Raw genomic sequence first — 21,110 nt, forward strand, 5'->3', positions numbered from 1 at the left:
ATAACTGAAGACTGAACAAAGTAGATCGATTTCTCTCTTTTAACTATGAAGTGCTAGTGATACGATAACATTATGATTTCTACGAGAATAAGGATGTAGGAGACTTCACTTCACATGATAAAACTGGATAAAAAAGTTGGACAAGATGTGCGTGTCGCTAGATCTTTAAAAAAAGGAATGATCGTCGAATTAAGACCAAGTCAAGATCATATTGGAACCGATGTTTATTATGATTCGGCATACATAGGGTATATTCATCGGCCTTATGAGGCTCCCCTTGCAAAAATTGTTGCTACTGAAAAATTAGTTACAACCTATGGTTTTGAATTCGAGCTGATCCATAAAACTGCAGATCAGTTAAAAGAGGACGAAGAAAAATTGAAGCAGCTCTCTCAAAAATGGCAAGAGGAAAGAGAGCAGAAAAAACGTAATATTGCCGCTCGAAAAGATGAGATGCTCATACATTCACGCAGCTTCTATACCATTTTACAAAGATGCCTCTTTGCTATTGATAATGGCGCCGGCCCTTCCCTAGTTAGTGGTTTCTTTGGGAAGTCTGAAACAACAGCTCAGTATTACCAAAGATTTCTCCAAGGGTTACTTGATTCAGAAATATCAAATAGTGCAAGGGATGAAAACCTCCTACAATTATCAGAATTGAATAAAAGAGGAGAGTTATATCCCCGGATTTTACAACACAGAGAAAAACTAATGGAGCAACAAAGAAATCGGAAACCTATTCCGATTTATTGTTGGAAATGTAAATCAGGCACGGTTGATCGAAATAAGACTTGTTTCTTTTGTACTTGGGGAAAATGCACCTCATGTGGGGCATGTAAACCTACTTGTATCAAAGAGGGTATATTTTAAAGCAAGGATTCACTAACCATTATTATGGATTGAACATAGAGTGCGGAATGCACTCCAGGCATCGATTTACATATAAAAAGCCTGTTTAATTACAAGCAGGTCTCTCAGCAAGTGACTCTCCAGGGCTGTTTCGTCAGCCCTTTAGCCCTTTTCATCCAATACTTCGATCATCATCATTGCGCCGATTTTAAAGCCATGGACAAATGACGCTGTGGAATGCATAGAGTAAGTCTTCCCATATAAATCGATGATGCCTTCAATGAATCTAAAGTCATTTTCGGAGAATCTCTTCTGACATTCCTCCATGAGATCAGAGGTTTGCTTCGTAAGCTTGCGGTATTCGGGATCTTGTGGATTTATGTACGCGTCTGGCTGCAGCGATCCATTATAGATTTTTTCTATAATGCTATCCATTGACGTTACATCCTTTCACTAATAATTTGGTTGTTAAACATCAATTACATATTTTACAACAACGAACCAGCATTCAGCCCAAAATATACGATATTCGTATAAAGTAGAATTGATAATCTTTAATGAACTATATAATATGCAGCCAAACTGATAACCGATATTATATACCCTTCTAGGAGGGACAACTATTAAATGCTTACTTAATGTTTTGACAAAAACTTAAATCTCGGCAAAAAATAACAGGTCAATCATGGTGGTATAAAACCATAATTACCTGTTCAAAGTTAGCTTATTATTAAGAATGAATATGTAATAAAAATATTAGGTTATTCACTAAACAGCAACATCTTGGTTCATAATATATGATGAATTTACTTCCCTCTTATTTGAAGATCATTTAATTTTACCCATGAGTTCAGTTATCATATAGATGTGCTCCTTGAATTTCACTCTCTTTAAATTTTCAACTTTCTCTGCTCCTCCTAACGCAAGAAGAGGAACATAACCAAAACATTCGTCAAAAGCAGGTATTTCATATTTTTTTATCGCATCTGGATAAGGAGACCAATCAAGTGCATTTTCCAAGTAATAAGCATCAAATATATCGGTAAAAAAGAACTTGAAATTCTTTGCAACTACGTTTACATCATGTTTCCGATAATTAAGCGACAATAAATAATCATCTTCCCAAACCAAAATATCACCCATAGCTGTAGTGAATAATGGAGTAGCCAATTCATGCCTATTATATGTATCTTTTATTATTTCTTGAAAATAGTCCGGATTCACAACCCTGAGATATCCATTATTAATACTACCAAATCCGTGACCTTCCCATATTTCAACTACCTTCGTGGGTATATCATTCTTGTATTTTTCAATAACGCTTAGGGGGGCAATTTCTTCAACAATAAAATCATCCATAATTTTTGACATTTTCGCTTCTTCCTTTAATAAATTTATTTCATAAGTATTATTAATTTTATTACTACACCATATATATAATAAATTAATTTATTTAGCTTTATCGTTTCTAATCTATCTATAAACTGGTGAATCGATGATAAAGTTCAGGGCTTTACCGCCCCCAGTATACCCTTATTTCTTCAAACGACGTCATACTCTCACTCATACCCTCGGGACTTTCTGCTCCAATTATTTCAATTTCATCTTTTGACAAAGTGATTTTTCCATAAGGTTTATTTACTTTTCTTTCATATAAAGACTTTAATAAATTTACTTGATCCTGTGTCATATCATAATACTCCCGCCAAGATTCAATTGCATACTCAATCTCCATGAACTGCCTTTCTAATAAATATGCACCACACTGTATCATTCTTACGATATTATCAACTGAAGTAATAGAATCGTTATCACCCCAAAATGCAGTAGTGATTGACGGTGAAATCGTGCCATCCTCATCTTCATCAAGCAGATATTCGAGAGTTTCATTTATAGCCAATTCAAAAACATCTTTAGGGGCACCAGTAAAAAAATCTAAAGCTGTAGGAATATCCGTTCGAGTATAGTTCTCATTTCGAAAAGCACCAACAATATAATTGGCTTTAAATGTAATTGTTCCTCTTCCTCCCGAACCATCAATAACACTATAGTTATCACCATCCCAAGAATGTTCATATGCTAGCTCAGGGTAATGAGCAACCATTATTGCATGTGCTATCGACGCAAGTATACAACCTTTCCATAAGTTCCTTATAGTTAATTGACTGTTTATTGACACAGGCTTCATTTTTTCTCCTTTAGGTTTTGTTGGTGATGTATTTTCTTGTTTGCTAGGTTTAATAATTAATATAATAATTCGGATCTTGATCCATTTTCACTATAAAATCTTCAATAGAATCAGCTATTCTTTTGTCAAAATAATATAACGGACACTGTCCATTTAAGTTTTCCTGCCCCAGATCAATTACGATAAAGTCGTCGGAAGATACCTCGAAAAACACCATTTTACGAGGGTCATTATAATCCTCTCTTCTAGGGTCATTGTCGTAATCATTTATTCCTTTAACAAAATCCGCTATTTCAATAGCTGATATTACACGGTTTACTTTACTACCTACCCCAATACCAAAAAATCCATAGCCTATATTTTCATAAAAGGATTATAGTTCGAGCGGTAATCTTCTTCCTAAAATCTCCTCAGTTTCTTCTATCTCACCTTCATCAATACTAAAAAATGCATGTTTGTTCTCCCAGACAACATCATCTTCAGGATCATCAAAAATATACTGTTTTAAATAATCAAACATTTTTTCTACCATCCTTCCATTAAATATTTGTAGAGTGAATAATTTGAACCTTATATGGTATGGGCTATGTATGCTATTTCTCAAATGTTAGATCATTCTGTATTGCTTGCCCTATTTTTAGAAATCAAAAAGCCTTCGTATTCACTGTTATTAACTTCATCTTCGAACCCCTTTATGATATTTAATTGATGAATATTCTTTGGAATAGTCAATGCTTCTTTCCTGTCTTGAAAGCCTCGATGTTACGTTTCACAACCTTTGCCGCGATCGCTATCGTCCGCAAACAGTATTACCACCTCTGCGGACAATACCGGATCTCAGCAGAATTGAACTTCTAAAAAACAACTCTCATTTTTGGGAGTTAAAAATAAACCTTGGTTAAGTAACATATACTCAAGCAAGTTTTATTTCACTATTAGTATAATAAATTACTCAATTTAAACTTGATATCCGTAAAAATACTTTTGTCCTTTTACCCAGTTTTTCTCTGATAGCGTCTCGACATAGATAATGAAATCGCTGTAGTTATCTGCGTTTATTACCGTCCAATAATCGCCAGGAACTTTTATTCCAGACCAAATGGACAATAAAGACGGAACTAATTCCATTTCTAAAGGTTCTTCTGAGTTAGCGGCAGTCATAACTCTTTCTATTAATTTTTTTGCTAGATCGCCGGGAAAAGCCAATTTCTGATCATAATAATACATTTCTGAATCACATCCACTACTGTAATCCAAATAATATTGACCAATCTCTTCCACACTTGCATCATTGCCTAACTGTTCTTCAAAGTTAATAAATGCATCAATAGAATCCCTTATGATGATCGAAGTATCATTAATTTCATCCCAATCTTCAAGTAAGGCTAGTAGATAGGGTACTACATCTATAGATAAGGTCGTAACTGCTGCTGAAGCAAAAGTATTAACCGTATCTTCTGTCGCCCCTTCTAAAAATCTAAAATTATTCGAGTCTCTTAAATCTTCATGCGTACATACTGAACAAAATACCCGAATACAAAGATTTAATACTGCCTCATCTTGAGTCTGGTTTAATAATTGCAATAAAAGTGGTTTTTGTGTAAAATCCCCCAACTTAAAAAGTTCTATGAGTCCAAATATAATGTCTTGTTCCGTCTTTGCACTTTTGATGTTTTCTTTAATAAGTAAACTCGTAGAATCTGAAAACTCTCCGTACCAAATGCTATTCATAAGATTTGTAAAATTGTTCATTTCAATTGACATTTCCTCTTCATTTGTATTTTTACGGGTAACTGGCTATCACTTGGCGTAAACTTATAGTTTCTATTGTTGATTTACAAATAATCATGTATAAACTCAGTAAAACTTTTAGCAATTAAAGCTCATATTTTTGTATCAAGGCAAATAATCCTCTTCATCAATGTCCTCCATGTCTAATCAAGAAAATCGCTCCCTTGCTCTGGTTAATCATTTGTCAATTGGGAAATTAGGCTTCAATGATTAAAATCTTCCAAATTCCCCATATACTTTATCGGATATTCTGTTCTATCTCGTAAGTTAAGTTGGAAATCCAAATATAAAAAGCGGCCATCTATATAATCTAGATGACCGCCGAAATGAAAACTTAATCATATTTGTTTTAAAATGATTTCCCTAAAACCATTATCAAATTTGGCTCCTTCTATGTTAGCGCCCTTCCAAATAACACCATTCAGGTCTGCATTAGTGAAGTCAGCATCGTGAAAATTACCATTAGTTAAATTTGCACCTGACAAGTTTGCATCAGTAAAATTCGCTTTCATAGCTTGAACATCAGATAAATCAGCGTCAATAAAGTCAGATCCCGAAAAGTCTCCATCTAAGAGATTTGCACCATTAAAGATAGCTTTATCAAAGAACGCTTCTACTGCACTTATACCTGTTAGATTCGCATTCCTGAATGTAGCCTCAATAAGAGTCGTTCCTGATAAATTACCATAAGAAAATTCGGCCTCATCAAAGCAAGTTTCTATACAGGTACTAATCCGGATTTCTGCATGTTTCATCTGTGCTTTACGAAGATTCGCCTCACTGAAGACACAGTCCGCTATATCCGCTTCTTCCAAATTACAGCTTTCAAGATTGGCCTTATCAAATTCACAATCGCGAAATGAAACATTTAACATGGTTGCTGCTCTAAAATTTGTTTTATGAGCCATGATGCGATCCGCTTTAAGACTGGATAAGTCTGTAAATGAGAGATCAAGACCGCCCATTTCTATATAATCTAATATTTCCTCATCTATTCTAGCTTGATTAATGAGTCCCATTATTTTATCTATTTCATTCGAATGCTCCTCCATATATGACACCTACCTTTTGTATAAATTAACTTTTTAAATAATCTTCCCATGCTTGATTAGGACTGAATGATACACCCATCCGATCTTCATCAAAACTTGGAATTGCAAACGCTTTGGAGCTGCAGAAATAATCCATCACCTTAAGCCAGATATCCAATACTTCTTCGACATCTGCTTCCCATGGTTCTTCCAATAAATCTATACAAATACCACCCCATTCTAATTCCGTGACTATTGCTGGTGTTCGTTTTAAAAAATCTCTACCCAACATTTCTAAAACGTGACCTCCAAAATATGTTCGCATACCTAAGCCCAGCGGACCATTAGGAAGAAATCTAACGGGTATAGGCTGCGCGCTTATATTCATCCATACAAGATCACGCTCTCGTTCATTATTCCATGGGTATTTTGCTGGCCAAAATATATGTGTGCTCCCGAAACGAGGTCTTACAATATTGGCCAATTGATTAGATAATTCAAAAAATTGTGACCAATATTTCCGGGACATAGTTTTATCAAACTTTAAACTGAGATATGATCTTGGATCAGCTTGTACATCTACATAACCCGTGTATTTAATAGATTTATTTCGATGAAGGTAGAGTTCTGATACTTTTCCATCGCTTACCCTTTTTATAGCTTCAGTTCGACAATAATCTAATTTTATTAGTTCACTGTCTCCCCACTCTATTGGTACAAATTTCTCATCCGATTCAAATACATCCAGGTATTGATTTATTAACTCCTCACTATCTAATGAGACGGTTGGGTACATTGATATTCCGAACAAAGTCGGTACTAATTTTTCTGCCAACTTCTTCACTCCTTTGCATATTACAACTTCTACCATCCTAAATAATCTAAACGCACATAAACTGTATCGTTAACTGGGTGTTACCAAATATTCCGAAAACATCATTGAGCTAAATTACATAAAGCGGTAATAATACTTACTCTAAATAGTTGGACAGTGGCACCTTTGATGAATTAATCATCTTATGATTACGAAGATAACAAAAACAGATCAATCATGGTGATCTACAGCCATAATTGACCTGCTCAATTTAAGGAAAATACATTACTACGGAATAAGACTAACATCTGATGTAATTAATTACTAAAAGAAAAACTGTTCACCGGATATTACATGGATTATGTTTATTATTATATTAATGAGGCTAAGTCAGCATTTGGCTTCTTTCCTAATTTTCTTTTATTCGTCTTCCTCAATTAAAATATCATCCATTCTCTCTCTATCTTCTGCTATTTGTCGTGACATTTCAAAACTGTTCATAAAATGTTCAAGAGGTAACTCCTCTTTGTAGTCTTCATCCTGTTCAAAAAGTTTAAAATTCGCATTATATTTAATTAGATCTTCGACAATATCTTTCATTTTTTCCATCTCAACATTATTAACGAAATTAACTTCCATAAGGGGTTTGTCATTACTAATACGGTCCCTAATTTCTGATATACCCAAACCTGTATGTTTCTTAATTATCATTAGCAAATTACTATTACTTATAGATTGCAGTGTCATAAATATTCTTGTCAATTGAGTTCCTCCTTCTATATCTTTTAAATCCGAAATTAAAATTCCTCTGGGAATGAAGGATTATAGGGTTTACCGGGTAGACTTCTTCTATATGAATTCCCATGCCAACGAGTAAAATGTTCCCTTACTGTAGCAGGATAAATAATCTCTCCTCTATTTGCAAGGTGAGGATACTTTGAAACACTGTAGGCATGATGTCCAGTAATTGGCTTTCCTCCAAAAGTAGGAACTTTATTGCTTAATATTGCTTCTCTTTGTTCCTGGGACCAATTTCTGGTTGTCGCTTCCCCCATTTTAATCCTTCTCTTCTCTTGTTGCCAAAATTCCTTAACACCTGCATCCCTTCGACTCGCAAGCCGCTTATTCCATTCAAGCCTTTTCCATTCTTCTTTAGTTATAGTACGGTTGTTTACCTTATCTTCTAATTTCTTTTTTGTTTTAGATCCTAATTGCGTATACGGACTAGATTTAGGCGTTAAATCAAGTCCTGCCTTTTTTGCCCTTTCGTCAATTAGATTGTTCGTCCCCCCATTACTTCCCCCACGCTTCCCAAAGCCACCATTACCCCCACTGGTAAAGCCAAGATTGCGGTTAAGGCCAGTAGTGCCCTTCCCCCGCCCCTTGTTCGTAGCGATAGATACCCAGGTGAGCGCGGCACGCATCTTGTCTCCGCCGATCTGCTCGATGAAGTCGCCGATGAATTCGATCCGGCCGCCTGCTTCCATAGCGGCTTCTATCGCCAAGCTGCGGGTATATTGCATGGCGACGTGCTGGCTGACGCTAGCCGATGTGCTTACGGCGTGGGCGAGCCTTGGATGGCTGACTGACAAGCGCTGCATGGCATTTTTGATCTTCCCGAGCTGTTCGCCCAGCCCCAGGTTGTTGCCCAGCTTCCGGGCTGACGTCCATACCTTGCCGAGGTCCTGCCTCATCGCGTTCGGCGCCATGCTGGCCGTCTTCTTCACCGCCTGGAAGGCGTCCACCGCCCGGTCTACGCCCTTCATCAGCTTCTGCCCAGTCTTGAACGCTTCGACGCCGCGCTTGACGAACTTCGCCCCAGTCGCCGCCCATCCGGCAAATGGAATGGCCGCCGCTGCAGACAATGCCGCATTCGCATAGTCGCCGCGAGCCAGATAGATCCCTGCATTCACGAGGTCGGCGATCTCTCCTAGCCCCGGGATCAGCCCCGCGACATCCAGACCGACCTGAACCACATCCAGTGCTTTCTCCCAGAAGCTCTTCTTCTTCTCAGGCGGCTCTACTTCGGATACAAAAGGCGCCTCCGGTTCCGGCTCCAGATCTTCGACGTATACCGGGCACTTCTGCAGCCCCTCCAGAACGATTTCCGTTCCCTGGATGTCCGTATCCCCGTCCATGACGATGCTGCTGTCACCGCACACCAGATAGATCGCTGTCTCCGCTTCGATCTTTATTTCCTTCTCCGAAGCAAGCTCCAAATCCTTCTTGCTCGCCATGATTATTCCAGAGTCGCTCTGAATCAGCACGCCCGCTTCGTCCTCCAAGGAGATAAACAGGCTTCCTTCCGTGGCGGTTAGCGTTAGCTCGCTGCCTCCGAACTTCATTTCTTTGCCGTAATTGGTTCCCCAATACTTGACGCTGGGGTCTTCCATCTTCGGCGAAAGCTGGCCCCCTCGGCGGATCGAGCTCATCGCGATCGCTTCTTCCTCCCGCGGGCTTGGAAAATACACCTGCACCGAATCTCCCTGCTGCGGCATGCAGTAGAAACCGCTATTGCCCTCGGCGGTATAAATCGAAGAATAGGGCAGCCAGCTTGCTTCCTCCTTCGCCTGCTTCCCGTCCACATCCATATGGACGCGTACCTGGTCCTTCTGGACATCGATGATTTTCCCTTCCAGCGAGGCTCCCGCCAGCGGCGTATTGAGAATTTTGTTCTGCCGGATGCCTCTCTCCGGGCTAAGTATGTATTGATGCCGCAGCTCTCCTCCTGTAAATCGCGTGACCGCAGAGAAGATGACCAGCTCCTGTCCCGCGAATGCCAGGATATCGCCTAGCGGATACCAGTTCACCAGGTCTACCGCATAGCGGGTAAAATCATATGGATGCAAATCCGCAGCTCCGTCACCACGCGCCTCCTCCAGAGCACTTAAATCACGCTGAATTGTATAAGGGGTATCTTCCGGCAGCGGATGAAGCCGGCCCAGAGGGAGCCCCATCCACAGCTTCGGAGACGCTGCCGCAGATTCCGCAATGACGACAGCCCCAAACCGCGAAGCTACCCTCTTCAGAAATTGCCAGTCGGTCTCTTTATACTGCAGTGTAAACTGGCCGATACGCTGATGGCTCATGGCGTTATCGATAAAATCCGATCCAGGGTAAGCCGCTAGGACCGACTCTACTAATTCGCTGCATTTCATCTCCCGATTTTGGTAAGAACGGGTTCTGGCTTGAACATCCATCAGGGCTGAGCAGGAAACAGCCGTCAACTCGACATAGTATATGCCCCGCACAACGCGAACCGCGATCGTGTCCAGAATCCCCTGGAACAGAGTACGCTTGGTCTTTCCCTGCTCGTCCGTTTCTTCCAACGCGATCGGGTCCTGACTTCTAGCCTCTTGAATATAACGATCCTTGTCTTCCTCCGGCACAATCCCGGTTAACCACAGCCTGGCGTGCTCACCTACGTTCCGCTCTAGTCGCAGCTCGCTAATTTGTTGTATGCGGTAAGGCCACACGAGCCGCACTTGGCCATATCCTGCTGCTGCCTGTGTCGACTCTGCTTGCACATCATTACCTCCTGTCTGTCGCTAAATGATTCGTACAGCTGGTATTCATTTTCCAAAATAAATCCGTTCCTTTTCCTACCTGACTCACCCCACCGACGTTCCATCGAGTTCCTGGCCGTCGTCCTCAATCTGAATAAGTCCGCCGTGGATGCAAAAGGTCGTGCAGTCGCTGAGCAGCGCTGGCTCTCCTTCAATCAGAACATCCTCTTTACCCCCGGCCCATTTCTCTGCAATGACGGGAACGCAAGGCGCTTTTTGCAAACCTTCGATATCCATCTCCCCGTTCTGCACCGCCGGATTCAGCATGCTGAAGCAGTTGCCAAAAGGGATGATATTCACCATAGGCTCATAATCCGCAACATTCATTTGCGCCTTCTCCTTCAAATGCACGCCATGACACAGCGGTGTCTTCAGCCGGTTCAATTGCGTTCCGCAGCTGCAGCTTAAGATTGCACCGGCCACGACATAGCTTTTCTGTTCTTCGCCTGCTGTTTCATTGGTGGAATATGCACCGACAATTTCCATCTTCGAACAACCTCCTCGCTCGGGTTCACTCAACTTTCTCAACTGCCGTAAGCAGCTTCGCTGCTTCCAGTCCCCGTCCGCTCAACGCGCGTTAACCGGATTCCGTCAAAATCTCTGCGCAATAGGCTTTCCGCCAGCGCCAGATGAACCAAAATCTGTGTCTCCGCAATACCGGCCACTTGGAACAGCATCCATGAATTTAGCTGTTCTCCCTCTACCACGAGACGACGAAGCGCCCCATCCGGCCGAAACTCGCTCTCCGCAGACAAACAGCCAACCCGCGGCGGGATCATCAGCCAATAGGTCTCGCTATGCTTGCGCCGAAGATCCAGCAAACGCACCGCGAAGAACTTCATCCGCGGACAGAATTTCTCGACTAATAGCTTCAGCCGGGTCGATAACAAGGGCAGCGGATGCTCCAAATAATCCGGGTATTGCACCCGCTCGGCGTCCTGGATCGCAAATTGCAAGCTGACTTCATGGAGCGCATGACAGCCTTCCTCCGTCAGCATTTCTTTGGTGATCTCCGCAAAAACACCCACAGGAACAGCCGGGTCATGCACACGCTCGTCCACGCTCAGCTTGAACAAATCAAGCTCCATCGAGATTCACCTCTCTCTCGGCTTCGGTGAAATAAGCAAGCAAGGCTCGCCGCGCAGCCTGGGTACTGGTACCGGCAATGCTCTCATCGATGAGCGCTCCGTCCAGGTTGGCACCGGTAAAATCAGCGTCCGTTAATACCGCATTCGTAAAATCAGCACCCTGAACATTGGCTCCAATAAAGCTAGCACCAGTCAGATTCGCGCCGATAAACCGGGCACCGCGCAGATTCGCACTCGTGAAATCGGCCTCGGATAAATCCGCCCCGGCAAAATTCACGCCAATGAACCCGGGAATGTCCCATTCCTCCGTGCCTGCCGTACCGCTCATCCCTTCAACGAATCTGAAATCCGCCCCTTGCAGGCCGCAATACTCAAAGCTGGCTTCATGCAAGAAAGATCCTGAGAAGTTCGCGCCTGCAAGCATGCATCTCTCAAAGCGCGTGCCGACCAGCATGCATTCCGCCAGCTGGCTGTCCTTCAACCGCGTATCCTCGAACCGTGCGTAGCGAAAATCCAATGCGCTGTAATCCCCGTCAGCCAAATCCAGCTTGCGGTATACCTCGTAAGCGTATTCGGCCTCTTTTCCCGCCTCAAGCCATTCCTTCACCTCTGCGCTGTCCAAATTCCGCTCGTCCAGCTTATAGACGACCTCGCTGTGATCCAAATACTCGCCTACGCGGATTTCAACCACCGCCTCCTTATCAAGCTGGATGAATTCCTCCAGCCGCACAGCTTCAGGCATCGCCTGGCGAATTAACGCAACGACATAGCCATGAACATAGGCGGCTTCATGCTGCATTTCCATCTCCACATCCATCTCGCTGATCTGTCCCGCATATTCCCGCCGTCTGGACATGACCGCTTCCTTCCACTTCTCCAGCGGCAAGTAAGCCCATTTGGCCTCATAGCTGCATCTGACGGGCTGGGGATCCATAAACCAGTTCTCGTCCTGCGCCTCCCCTAAATACGTCATCTTTCCGTTTTGCATCGCCGTCCGCAGCATCGAATAGGTCAAATAGCCGATCCGTTCCTTCTTCCCCGCAGCCTGAAGCTCCAGCAGCTGCCGGCACCAGGCCCGAAACGAAGCGATGAACTCCCTGATCAGCTCCGGACGCCAGCCTTGATAAGTCTGTTCCAGCTGCTCGAGCATGATCTGCCGCTGCGGACGAATCACCTCGTCGCGAAAATGAGCCAGCGCACTTTCATTCCTCAACTTGATCGCTCCTTTCTTGTCCTTCCTGAACCGGAGAACCAGGATTAGTTCGTCTTCAGCTCCAGTCCCGAAATCACCGTGCGGCCGTCCATTTCGATGGTGCTCGTCTCGTTGCTCGTCAGCGTAATTTTCTCCTTGGCGGAAATCGTAATATTCTGCTCGGCATTCATCAGAATGTCCTCCTTCGCAACCAGCTTGATTTCCTTGCTGCTGGATATTTCGATGCCGCCGCTCTCGCTCAGGCGGATAAATATCTCGCCGTCCTTTCCTGTAATGACCACTTCCTCCGGCGTCATCATCAGCTCCTTGCCAGCGGCTGTCCGGAAATATTTGTGATCGGGGTTGCCCAGCTTGTTCGTCTCGCCTTCGTCGGAATTTTGCCGCACCGAGCTGCTGGCCACGCCCTCCTCCTCCCGGTTGCCGGGAAAATAGACGCGCACATGGTCGCCGACCTCAGGCATGCAATACCAGCCGCTGTTCCCCTCGGCCGTATATACCGAGGCATACGGAAAGCAATGCGCATCGCTGGCCTGCTGGACATCGTCGATGGCGAGGTGAACTTTGACCGTGTCCTTCTGTACGGCAATGACTTGTCCCTGAATGGAGACGCCGATAATTTGATCATTGTAAAAAGGATTCGGCCGCAGCCCCTCCCGGGAGCTTAAAGTATAGCGGTGGGTCAGCTGACCTTGCTTCATTTCGGTCCATGCCTCAATGACATACAGCAAGGACCCTTTGAACTGGACAGTATCCCCAAGCTGGAACACCCGCTCCGACTCTACTTCGTAATAGATATAGTCGTTCTCCTGGACCTTGGCGCTTGTGTTCTGCGTCGTATGGCGATACGGGTCCATCCGCTTCGTGATTTGATAGTGGCTCTCCTTAATCGCTCCTTTGATGCTGCCATCCGGCAAGCCGAAGAAGAATTTAGGCTCGTCAAAGACGACCGAAGGAATCAGCACGGTGCGCAGCCGCGAGGCCAGCCGGGTCAGGAACTGCCAATCCGTCTCCAGGTACTGCATCGTGAACCGCCCGATTGCCCCGCCTCCGGTCGCCTCGTCGATAATGTCAATGCCCGGGTAAGGCGCTTTGACCACATTCAGCAGGTCGGGATACGTCATATTTTTATTCTGGAAGGAACGGCTTCTTTTTTTCACATCCAGCTCAAAGGTATGCGACACCGCTTCGACTTCCAAATGATATACGCCCCGGACGGCCTTCACGGCAATGTTCCGCACGATGCCGCAGAACAGCGGGGACAGTGTGCCCTGCTCGTTGCGCTGGCTGATCTTTACGGTGGTTCTGGCATCGCACATGAGCACATAGCTGTCCTTTACCTCCTCAGACACAATGCCCGTGAATTTCAAACAAGCGTGATCATTCACTTTCTTCGCAATCGTCAGCTCGAGCAAATTCACCAGCTCAAACGGGCTGACGACCAGACTGTCGTAAGTAAGAGCTGCCTCTGTCATACTTCCGCACCTCCCTGTCCCGATTCCCTGAGGTCAGAAGGTGCATCTTTGTCCGTCATACGCAGCGATGCCATGATGCTCTTAGCTACCGGCCTCCAATCGTTCATCTCTTGATCCAGACAATTGAAGGTGCACATGAGCGCCCGGCCCTCGAGCGAAAGGAAAAACATGAAGTTATAAATGCTTCCATTCATCACCGGCGTGACGAACTCGCAATAACCGACGGCTGCATTAGGCGACTGAACTACGCCGTCTCCGTACCATTTGAGAATTTTTTGCGTTCGGCGGAGAATCTGCGTGATGCCTTGCGTGAATTCCTCAATCTCCCTGCCCCGCACCGGAGTTGCAGTATGATTGAAGGCGACATTAATCGTGCTAAGCGCGTTGGTGTAGATCAGCTGGGGTCTGCGCTCTGACGGGTACTTCAAAGCTGCCATTTGCGAGGTCATCGGCTTGAACATGCTGGGCATCACCAAAGACAACTGATCCTCGAACAAAGCGTACCGCTGAAAAGACAGCGTCTCCCGCCCTACCTGTACAAACGGCTGATCCAGCTTCACCTCGGCAAAATCCTGCCACGTCTTCCCGGCCGCCGCATTCTCCTGCGTCTGCTGGGCTTGCTGCCTCTGCAGCATGGCGATCATCGTTTCATCCAAATGCTTCACAAATCTTCGCTCCTTCCGAATTTGAAAATTTTGAGACTTTCTATTGTTATCGGAAGAAATCGTTATTTATTTGAATATTTTCCCTTAAAAGATTGTATTTTGGATAACATTCGCCCGATGCTCTATCGGCTCTCTCTGAAATAGACAAAGAGACTACCGCAGTTACAGCTGCAAATAGTCTCTTGATAGGGAGTCGATAGGATTTGATAGGATTTGATAGGATTTGATGGGAAGTGATGGGCGAATCACCGTCGGTCTGCTCTCGGGAACGGACACCAGATGCGCTATTTGCACCATTTCTCCTTTTTTCACGAGCTAGCGGACACAGATGAACTTATTTGCTCAAAAAGCACCTGCTTCCAGCCCCATATGATGGAATAGCGGAACTACGGTCCGTTAGTCTCGCTTGTTATGGCTTTTTTCGGAAATAGTGGAACCAGGGTCCATAAGCAGATAGTCAGCGTGCACCCGAGCAAAAAAAACACGACCTCTTAGCCTCAGACTAAGCCGATCGTGTCCTGTTACGGTTAGCGGGAAAGCCGCCTCTCTTCTATCATTTGCGTAGATTCGCTTCTAAATGCCTCCAGATTATGTTCGACAAGGGTAACCTGGGTATCATCCAGCAGAATATAGGCCGGAATTTGGCGGATGTCCACTTCATCGCGAATTTGCTTGCCCTCACCCGAGTCTATGGTCAATACACCTGCTTGGCTAAAATAGCCCGGATACGCACCTATCATCTCATTGAGTATGTAAGTTTGGTTGGTATAGTCGGTCTCCTCCGCCAGGATCAGCAGCGAAAAGGCGTAGTTGTCCTGCGACAAATACGGACCGAAGACATCCTGGTCTTTCCTGTCGTTTGAGCCGAGCAATCCAGAAATGATCATGAGCAGTACAATGACGAGCCCCGCCTTAAAAATACGCGCTGATTTCCCCGTTTGCATTCTCAATTCAGGCAATCTCCTTTTTTCCAAAATACGTCAAGTCGTACATATTGTATCATCAATCCGCCAAAAAGAAGACACCGAGATCAAAATCTCGGCGTCTTCGCCTACGGTGAAGCCTTGCTCCATCAATGAATAGGATTCAACTAACTCTACGCTATTGCTTTACTTTTACTAATCGAGCTTTACCTCCAACTGTTGCGTTCTATCCTCATGAATGATGTTTTACCTCAATCTATGGTGTTTATCTCCCTTAGTCGGCCTATCCCCTCTCCGCTTATGGTGAAGGGTTAAAGTTCTGCAAGCCGTAGCCGTAAGGGAATATAGCGGATTCCCAAATGCCTTGATGGTAAGATTTGGCCTGAGGATTGTCATGGTAGATCGACTGCCAAAAGACGTTCGAAAGGATGTTAGCCTTCCTTGGATGAAAGTTAGGAAGATTCGTCATCTCTACGAATAACCTCAACAGTCAAGCCTGGTATTCCTCTCAATAATCAATCTTTCTCTAATTCATGAACATAAATTTCATCAAAAAGCCCATGATTCCCAATATGATTCCAATGTACATCTAGAAAAATAAATCAATAGTAATATACTCCCGTAAATTATGTTAATATTATGGGTAATATTACCTGCTGGGGGAGAAGAAAGATGAAAGCTCTTAGAGTTATTAGTGCAACGATATTATTTATTATTGCTGCTATATTCTTCATATTATTTATGCTTGATGTGTTGATTCCCGAACTTGAAGACGGCGGTTTTTTTATCATTATTGCGGTTGTTTTTTTTGTGGGCGGGCTTCTTGTAAAGGGAAAATCAAAAGCAGTTCTTGCTAGACAAGCAAAGAAAATGGAATTAAAGAAACTGGGTCTTATTGTATCAACGAAACTTCACCATGTTGCAGGTCTTCCGATTACCCAATATACGTATTGTGATCTTTATTTAACCAAAGACAACCTTACTGTTGTAGGTGGCGGCACAACATTTAATCTGGCAATTCATCAGATTAGAGCGGTAGAAGTAAAAACAGATATAGAAATGACTCAAATCATAACACTAGGGGAGATAGTAAGGGGAAAAGCTGAATATTATTTAAACATTAACTATTCAAATTCATTCGGCGGAATATCTACATTAATGTTTAACGGTGGTAGAATTAACTGGAAGGTTAATAATATCGCCAATAAGATCAAACCTTTGATAACAGAAAATAACTTTGATGCTGTTCAACTTTAATGTTCATTGAAACGCTCAAGTGTGGGCGTTTTTTATTTTTCCCTAAATAAGGTTGTTTATCAATATTCACCTAATAGAACCAGTATCACTAAGATTACTCAGAATTGATACCGGATTTCCTCTTTGAATTTTTTTGGAATACAATAATTTTGTAATTGATAAAATCCCACGTATCCCCTGTACAATTAAGATTCTAAATTCTTACATAAGTATTTGCCGTTTTATTTATCTCTTTTAAATATACATAACTCCAAATAGCATTCGAAATTCGATCGTCATGCGTGCCGTTAATCGATTACTTTCTTGCCAATGAGAAGACGCCGAGAATGAATTCTCGACGTCCTAATTTTAACTTATCGTGAAGGATTAAAGTTTTGCAGTCCATATCCATAGGGGAAAAGAGGATCACCAAAGTCGGTTGGCACCGGCTGGTTATTGTTAATGTAGCTGCGAATTTGGGCGCGTTCGCCTTCGGTTGCCCCGAGGTCGTAAGGCAGATCCCATTTCTCCAGCTGGTTGTTCACGTGATCCGTTCCGATCTGGTCGACGGAGCGCGGAAGCTGGAACGGAAGCTTTCCTGTTGGCAAATAGTCGCCGAACAGCAGCTCCGAGGTCGCCGTGCCTCCGCCGTTCCCCGGGCGGTATACAACGACAACAGCTGCGCATTTGTCGAGAATGTCCGTCAAGACATAAGGTCTTGGCATGACAACGACAGCGATGACCGGAATGCCGCGGCTGTGGAATTTGTCGATCTGGGCGATTTGATCCGCAGGGATGGTCGGCTGCTTATCCGGCCATTCCGTGCCATGGGTATAGCTTTTCTCCCCGATCACAACGATGGCTGCTTTCGCCTGCGCCGCATCATTCAGCACGACATTGACGCCCGTCCCCGCCCGGTCTTTGATTCCCTGGTAGTAAGATTTGGCCTGAGGATTGTCATGATAGATCGACTGCCAAATCACGTTCGCAATATTGTAGGTCGCGAAATCATCGCTTGTTGCCCGCGGTCCTGCTACGACAAGGGTATCTCCGTTATTCACCTTCAATGGAAGAACACCGTTGTTCTTGAGCAGGGTCAGCGATTGACGAGCTGCTTCATTGACAATGTTGTTGCTCTCGACGCTGTGCCAGATCGTCGTCGGGTAATCCGGATCGCCATATGGATTCTCGAACAGACCCAGCTTGAATTTCAGCTCCAGCACTCTGCGCACTGCTTCATCGATTCGCGACATGCCTACTGCATTGACTAGCGTATTGAAATCGGTACCCGAAGCTACGGCTCCGCCCATGACGTCACTGCCTGCGCGGATGCTTCGTACGGAAATGTCGGTGGCTGAAGCCAGCCAATCCGTCATGACTACCCCCTGGAAGCCGATGACATTCCGCAAATAGTCCAGGGTCGGCTTGCTGACGCCCGCCCCTTCGCTGTTCGGGTCAAGGAAAGGGGCTGAGCCATAACCCGGCATCACCGTTCCCGGGTTCGCATCCATCGCAGCATACCATGGCTTCATATGCCATTTGATCGTTGTGCTATCATAGACTACCGTCTGCTCTCCGCCCGCACCTTGGCTAGGCCAGTGCTTGACGGTAATCATGATCGATTTCGGGTTTACCTCCGGTCCGCCCTGCATGCCGGCGATCATGGCGCGCATCATCGCTGCGGAATAGTCGGCATTCTCCCCCGTTCCTTCCTGAACGCGAGGATAGAGAACCTTCGTGTTCACTTCGGCGACCGGAGACAGCGTTCCCGTGAAGCCCCAAGCCTTTTGCTCGCGGCGCTGCAGGTCGCCAGCCTGCCAGGCGAGGTCGAGATTTCGGGTAGCTGCAAGGCCAAGCCCGGTCGGGAAGACCGTCTTCCAGCCATGGATTTTATCTCCGGTAAAAGCAATCGGAATCCCAAGACGCTGCGTACGCGAGACTTTGATTTGCGCATCCGTCATGAAATTGGTCGTGCCGTAAGAGAACACATATCCCGCTTTCTCATTCAGTCCATCGAGTGATTCCGGTGAGAAGAACAGCTGATTGATTTTCTCCTCCGTCGTCATCCGCGACATTAAATCGTCCAAGCGTACGGAGATCGGGTTGCGCCAATCCTCGTAAGGTTCGATGGTGCCATTTTTGTTCAAATCCCGGCTGCCGTTAATGATATTTACGCCGTCATCCACTTGCTCAATATACGGAAGATACACGCTGAACTGCCCAATATCGGACTGGCTCTTATTGCCGCTTCCGTCCACGGCAACGACGTACCATTTATATGTCCAGCGGTCTACCAGAGATGGCGCATTGACCTGGGTACCCGTCACTTCAGCTACCTTCGTGAAGCGGTCAAGCAAATTCCCTGGAGCATTCCAATCATAGTCGTTTCTTGTCAGGTTCACCCAGACTTCGTATTTCACCGCCCCTGCCTTGGGCTCCCAGGTCAAAGTCGGCGTGCGGGTCGTCGTCACCATTTGGCCGTTCACCGGGGATACCACCTTAAATGCCGTAATCGTATAGGTACCCGTTGTGACCTCCGAGTCAGTCATATCAGGCTTGACAGCGATCGCTTTGATCGTAGTTGTAACTGGAACCTGAATCGGTCCGGTATAGGTTGCGGAAGCCTGGGTCGGCGTGGAGCCGTCCGTCGTATATTTAATTGCCGCTCCCGCCGTGGCGCTTGTCAGCGTCACGCTTTGCGCTGATGTGTAAGTGCCTGGAGCTGGAGTAAACACAGGGGCAGATACTTTGGGCGGCAAAGGCGTCGTTTGGCCAAATACTTCGAATTCCCACAGCGAATAGCCGTAATCGGTAGTCCGCTCCGTCCCATGCATCCGTACATATCTGGCGGTTACCGGATCAAAGGTAATGTCTTCGGTATTTCCCGTTCCGTAGGCTTGGGTGTATGCATCCGTCCAGTCGGAGGCATCCGTGGAGACCTGGATTTTATACGCCCTGGCGCTGGCTGTCTCCCAATGCAGCCTGACCCCGGTCACCGTATGATTCGTGCCGAGATCCACGTAAATCCACTGGGGATCGCTGAATTCCGACTCCCAGCGCGTCCCGCTGTTGCCGTCAAATGCAGCGTCTGCCGCATTCCCGCCGATACTGCTGGATGCCATCGCTGGCTTATTCAGCGCCAAATTGCTTGCACCAGAATCGGAGCCTATCGTATATGTCGCGGAAGCCACCGCTGAATCGGTCATACCTGCCTTGGTGGCAATCGCTTTGACCGTCGCCGTAGCTGTCACGGAAATCGGTCCGGTATACGTTGGTGAAGCTGAGGTAGGTGTTGAACCGTCGGTCGTATACTTAATGGCAGCTCCTGGGGTCGCACTCGTTATCGTTACATTTTGTGCCGTTGCATAAGTTCCCCCGTTCGGTGTGAATACGGGCACCGCTACAACCGCCTGATCTATAATATCCACTTGGATGCTCGAACCTAAATGCACCGTAAAGGTCAGCGGATTTCCCTGCAGCGGATTGCCGTTCTGATCGGTTGTTTTGAACAGCACCTGCTTCTGTTCCACCATGTAGTTCACACCCAAGGTTACCGTTGTTCCCGCGTTATATTTCAGGGTGTGATTGACGCTCGTATTTTGCGTTTTTAATGTGGTCACCTGATTCAAATCCGCTGGGCTAAGTCCCATCTCCAAGTACTGGGCATAGGGGCCTGTCACCGGGATGCTGACCTCTCCTTGTTCGGTGCTGGAGCTGAAGTTCAGCCAATTCAAATTCCAGCCATTGGTCACGGCATACACTCTCAGCGTCTGGCTGCCCGCAGGGAGCTGAACGCTTGCCGACACCGTCTCCCAGTTCTGCCAGCCGCCCGTATTCGGAACGGTTAACGTGGCCAGCACCTGTCCGGCCTTCTGGAGCTGCAGCTGGGTTCCATCATAGGGGCTGGAAACACTAAATTCGACTAAATAGGTTCCGGCGTTTTCCACATTGACGCTGTAATCCATCCAGTCCCCGCCGTCCACATAAGCGATATGAAATCCGCCTTCGGAGCTCTCTTCCAGCTCGATCCCGCTCATGTCCATGAAATCCTCGGCTTCAATCCGCCCCGGGTCTCCCGGAGCCGCCTCAGACGGCGTAATTATCGCAGAAAAGTTAAAGAGCAAGGATAGGCTCAATAGCAGTAATAACAGTTTTTTTCTAATCATAATTAGGCCTCCCATGAGAATTCATTCTATTTAGAGTACTGCAATTCATTGTTTCCAAAGCAACCGATACCGGTTTCGCAAGTCCATTTGGTAATGGATAAAATCTTC

18 protein-coding genes are annotated in these 21,110 nt (G+C 45.3%); 2 read left to right on the forward strand and 16 right to left on the reverse strand.

All coding sequences use genetic code 11. From position 1 onward, the window contains the following. Positions 1–114 precede the first annotated feature (114 nt). Positions 115–870: a hypothetical protein gene (locus tag MKX50_RS13890; protein ID WP_339157224.1), complete on the forward strand. Its 756-nt coding sequence runs from the start codon at positions 115–117 to the stop codon at positions 868–870. A gap of 141 nt (positions 871–1,011) precedes the next feature. Here MKX50_RS13890 and MKX50_RS13895 read toward each other — a convergent pair whose 3' ends face one another. From MKX50_RS13895 to MKX50_RS13965, 15 genes are all read right to left on the reverse strand, one after another. Continuing rightward, positions 1,012–1,284 carry a DUF6809 family protein gene (locus tag MKX50_RS13895; RefSeq protein WP_339157225.1) on the reverse strand — a complete coding sequence of 91 codons (273 nt, stop codon included), beginning with the start codon at positions 1,282–1,284 and terminating at the stop codon, positions 1,012–1,014. Positions 1,285–1,677: 393 nt separating this feature from the next. Next, a complete protein-coding gene (locus tag MKX50_RS13900) occupies positions 1,678–2,220 on the reverse strand; it encodes a T6SS immunity protein Tdi1 domain-containing protein (RefSeq protein WP_155612755.1) in 543 nt (180 codons plus the stop codon). Positions 2,221–2,362: 142 nt separating this feature from the next. Continuing rightward, positions 2,363–2,953 carry a hypothetical protein gene (locus MKX50_RS13905; protein ID WP_230873933.1) on the reverse strand — a complete coding sequence of 197 codons (591 nt, stop codon included), beginning with the start codon at positions 2,951–2,953 and terminating at the stop codon, positions 2,363–2,365. Between the two features lie 457 nt (positions 2,954–3,410). Next, entirely contained in the window at positions 3,411–3,557 is a 147-nt protein-coding gene (locus MKX50_RS13910; RefSeq protein WP_155612757.1) for a hypothetical protein, read from the reverse strand. Between the two features lie 437 nt (positions 3,558–3,994). Continuing rightward, positions 3,995–4,789 (reverse strand): Imm47 family immunity protein, encoded by a 795-nt coding sequence (imm47, locus tag MKX50_RS13915; protein ID WP_339157226.1) that lies wholly within the window; start codon positions 4,787–4,789, stop codon positions 3,995–3,997. 377 nt (positions 4,790–5,166) lie between these two features. Continuing rightward, complete coding sequence (locus tag MKX50_RS13920; protein ID WP_213592104.1) at positions 5,167–5,880, reverse strand: pentapeptide repeat-containing protein; 714 nt, start codon at positions 5,878–5,880, stop codon at positions 5,167–5,169. A gap of 25 nt (positions 5,881–5,905) precedes the next feature. Next, the gene (locus MKX50_RS13925; protein ID WP_244996561.1) at positions 5,906–6,655 is read right to left on the reverse strand and encodes a hypothetical protein; all 750 of its coding nucleotides are present in this window, start codon (positions 6,653–6,655) and stop codon (positions 5,906–5,908) included. Between the two features lie 438 nt (positions 6,656–7,093). Further along, the gene (locus tag MKX50_RS13930) at positions 7,094–7,435 is read right to left on the reverse strand and encodes a hypothetical protein (RefSeq protein ID WP_155612760.1); all 342 of its coding nucleotides are present in this window, start codon (positions 7,433–7,435) and stop codon (positions 7,094–7,096) included. A gap of 35 nt (positions 7,436–7,470) precedes the next feature. Next, positions 7,471–10,200 carry a contractile injection system protein, VgrG/Pvc8 family gene (locus MKX50_RS13935; RefSeq protein ID WP_339157227.1) on the reverse strand — a complete coding sequence of 910 codons (2,730 nt, stop codon included), beginning with the start codon at positions 10,198–10,200 and terminating at the stop codon, positions 7,471–7,473. 84 nt (positions 10,201–10,284) lie between these two features. After that, the gene (locus MKX50_RS13940) at positions 10,285–10,725 is read right to left on the reverse strand and encodes a DUF4280 domain-containing protein (RefSeq protein ID WP_213592098.1); all 441 of its coding nucleotides are present in this window, start codon (positions 10,723–10,725) and stop codon (positions 10,285–10,287) included. Between the two features lie 38 nt (positions 10,726–10,763). Then, positions 10,764–11,327, reverse strand: coding sequence for a serine protease (locus MKX50_RS13945; protein ID WP_213592096.1), 564 nt, complete (start codon positions 11,325–11,327; stop codon positions 10,764–10,766). Continuing rightward, entirely contained in the window at positions 11,317–12,540 is a 1,224-nt protein-coding gene (locus MKX50_RS13950; RefSeq protein ID WP_213592094.1) for a pentapeptide repeat-containing protein, read from the reverse strand. The genes MKX50_RS13945 and MKX50_RS13950 overlap by 11 nt, the downstream gene beginning before the upstream one ends. A 44-nt stretch (positions 12,541–12,584) precedes the next feature. After that, positions 12,585–14,012 carry a contractile injection system protein, VgrG/Pvc8 family gene (locus MKX50_RS13955; RefSeq protein WP_339157228.1) on the reverse strand — a complete coding sequence of 476 codons (1,428 nt, stop codon included), beginning with the start codon at positions 14,010–14,012 and terminating at the stop codon, positions 12,585–12,587. Beyond that, a complete protein-coding gene (locus MKX50_RS13960; RefSeq protein ID WP_213592090.1) occupies positions 14,009–14,677 on the reverse strand; it encodes a hypothetical protein in 669 nt (222 codons plus the stop codon). The genes MKX50_RS13955 and MKX50_RS13960 overlap by 4 nt, the downstream gene beginning before the upstream one ends. 527 nt (positions 14,678–15,204) lie before the next feature. Next, entirely contained in the window at positions 15,205–15,627 is a 423-nt protein-coding gene (locus tag MKX50_RS13965; RefSeq protein ID WP_213592088.1) for a hypothetical protein, read from the reverse strand. 645 nt (positions 15,628–16,272) lie between these two features. Between MKX50_RS13965 and MKX50_RS13970 the strand changes: the two genes are divergently transcribed. Then, a complete protein-coding gene (locus MKX50_RS13970) occupies positions 16,273–16,857 on the forward strand; it encodes a hypothetical protein (protein WP_213592086.1) in 585 nt (194 codons plus the stop codon). Between the two features lie 353 nt (positions 16,858–17,210). Here the strand turns inward: MKX50_RS13970 and MKX50_RS13975 are convergent, their stop codons facing one another. Beyond that, the gene (locus MKX50_RS13975) at positions 17,211–21,002 is read right to left on the reverse strand and encodes a chitobiase/beta-hexosaminidase C-terminal domain-containing protein (RefSeq protein WP_339157229.1); all 3,792 of its coding nucleotides are present in this window, start codon (positions 21,000–21,002) and stop codon (positions 17,211–17,213) included. Positions 21,003–21,110: the final 108 nt, after the last annotated feature.

It is taken from the genome of Paenibacillus sp. FSL W8-0186, assembly GCF_037969765.1.
Lineage (GTDB): Bacteria > Bacillota > Bacilli > Paenibacillales > Paenibacillaceae > Fontibacillus > Fontibacillus woosongensis.

Coding starts and splice junctions, on each gene's coding strand:
- MKX50_RS13955 (WP_339157228.1), bottom strand. CDS start 14,012: ATGACAGAGGCAGCTCTTACTTACGACAGTCTGGTCGTCAGCCCGTTT.
- MKX50_RS13905 (WP_230873933.1), bottom strand. CDS start 2,953: ATGGTTGCTCATTACCCTGAGCTAGCATATGAACATTCTTGGGATGGT.
- MKX50_RS13945 (WP_213592096.1), bottom strand. CDS start 11,327: ATGGAGCTTGATTTGTTCAAGCTGAGCGTGGACGAGCGTGTGCATGAC.
- MKX50_RS13895 (WP_339157225.1), bottom strand. CDS start 1,284: ATGGATAGCATTATAGAAAAAATCTATAATGGATCGCTGCAGCCAGAC.
- MKX50_RS13920 (WP_213592104.1), bottom strand. CDS start 5,880: ATGGAGGAGCATTCGAATGAAATAGATAAAATAATGGGACTCATTAAT.
- MKX50_RS13900 (WP_155612755.1), bottom strand. CDS start 2,220: ATGTCAAAAATTATGGATGATTTTATTGTTGAAGAAATTGCCCCCCTA.
- MKX50_RS13970 (WP_213592086.1), top strand. CDS start 16,273: ATGAAAGCTCTTAGAGTTATTAGTGCAACGATATTATTTATTATTGCT.
- MKX50_RS13910 (WP_155612757.1), bottom strand. CDS start 3,557: ATGTTTGATTATTTAAAACAGTATATTTTTGATGATCCTGAAGATGAT.
- MKX50_RS13940 (WP_213592098.1), bottom strand. CDS start 10,725: ATGGAAATTGTCGGTGCATATTCCACCAATGAAACAGCAGGCGAAGAA.
- MKX50_RS13975 (WP_339157229.1), bottom strand. CDS start 21,002: ATGATTAGAAAAAAACTGTTATTACTGCTATTGAGCCTATCCTTGCTC.
- imm47 (WP_339157226.1), bottom strand. CDS start 4,789: ATGAACAATTTTACAAATCTTATGAATAGCATTTGGTACGGAGAGTTT.
- MKX50_RS13890 (WP_339157224.1), top strand. CDS start 115: ATGATAAAACTGGATAAAAAAGTTGGACAAGATGTGCGTGTCGCTAGA.
- MKX50_RS13925 (WP_244996561.1), bottom strand. CDS start 6,655: ATGTACCCAACCGTCTCATTAGATAGTGAGGAGTTAATAAATCAATAC.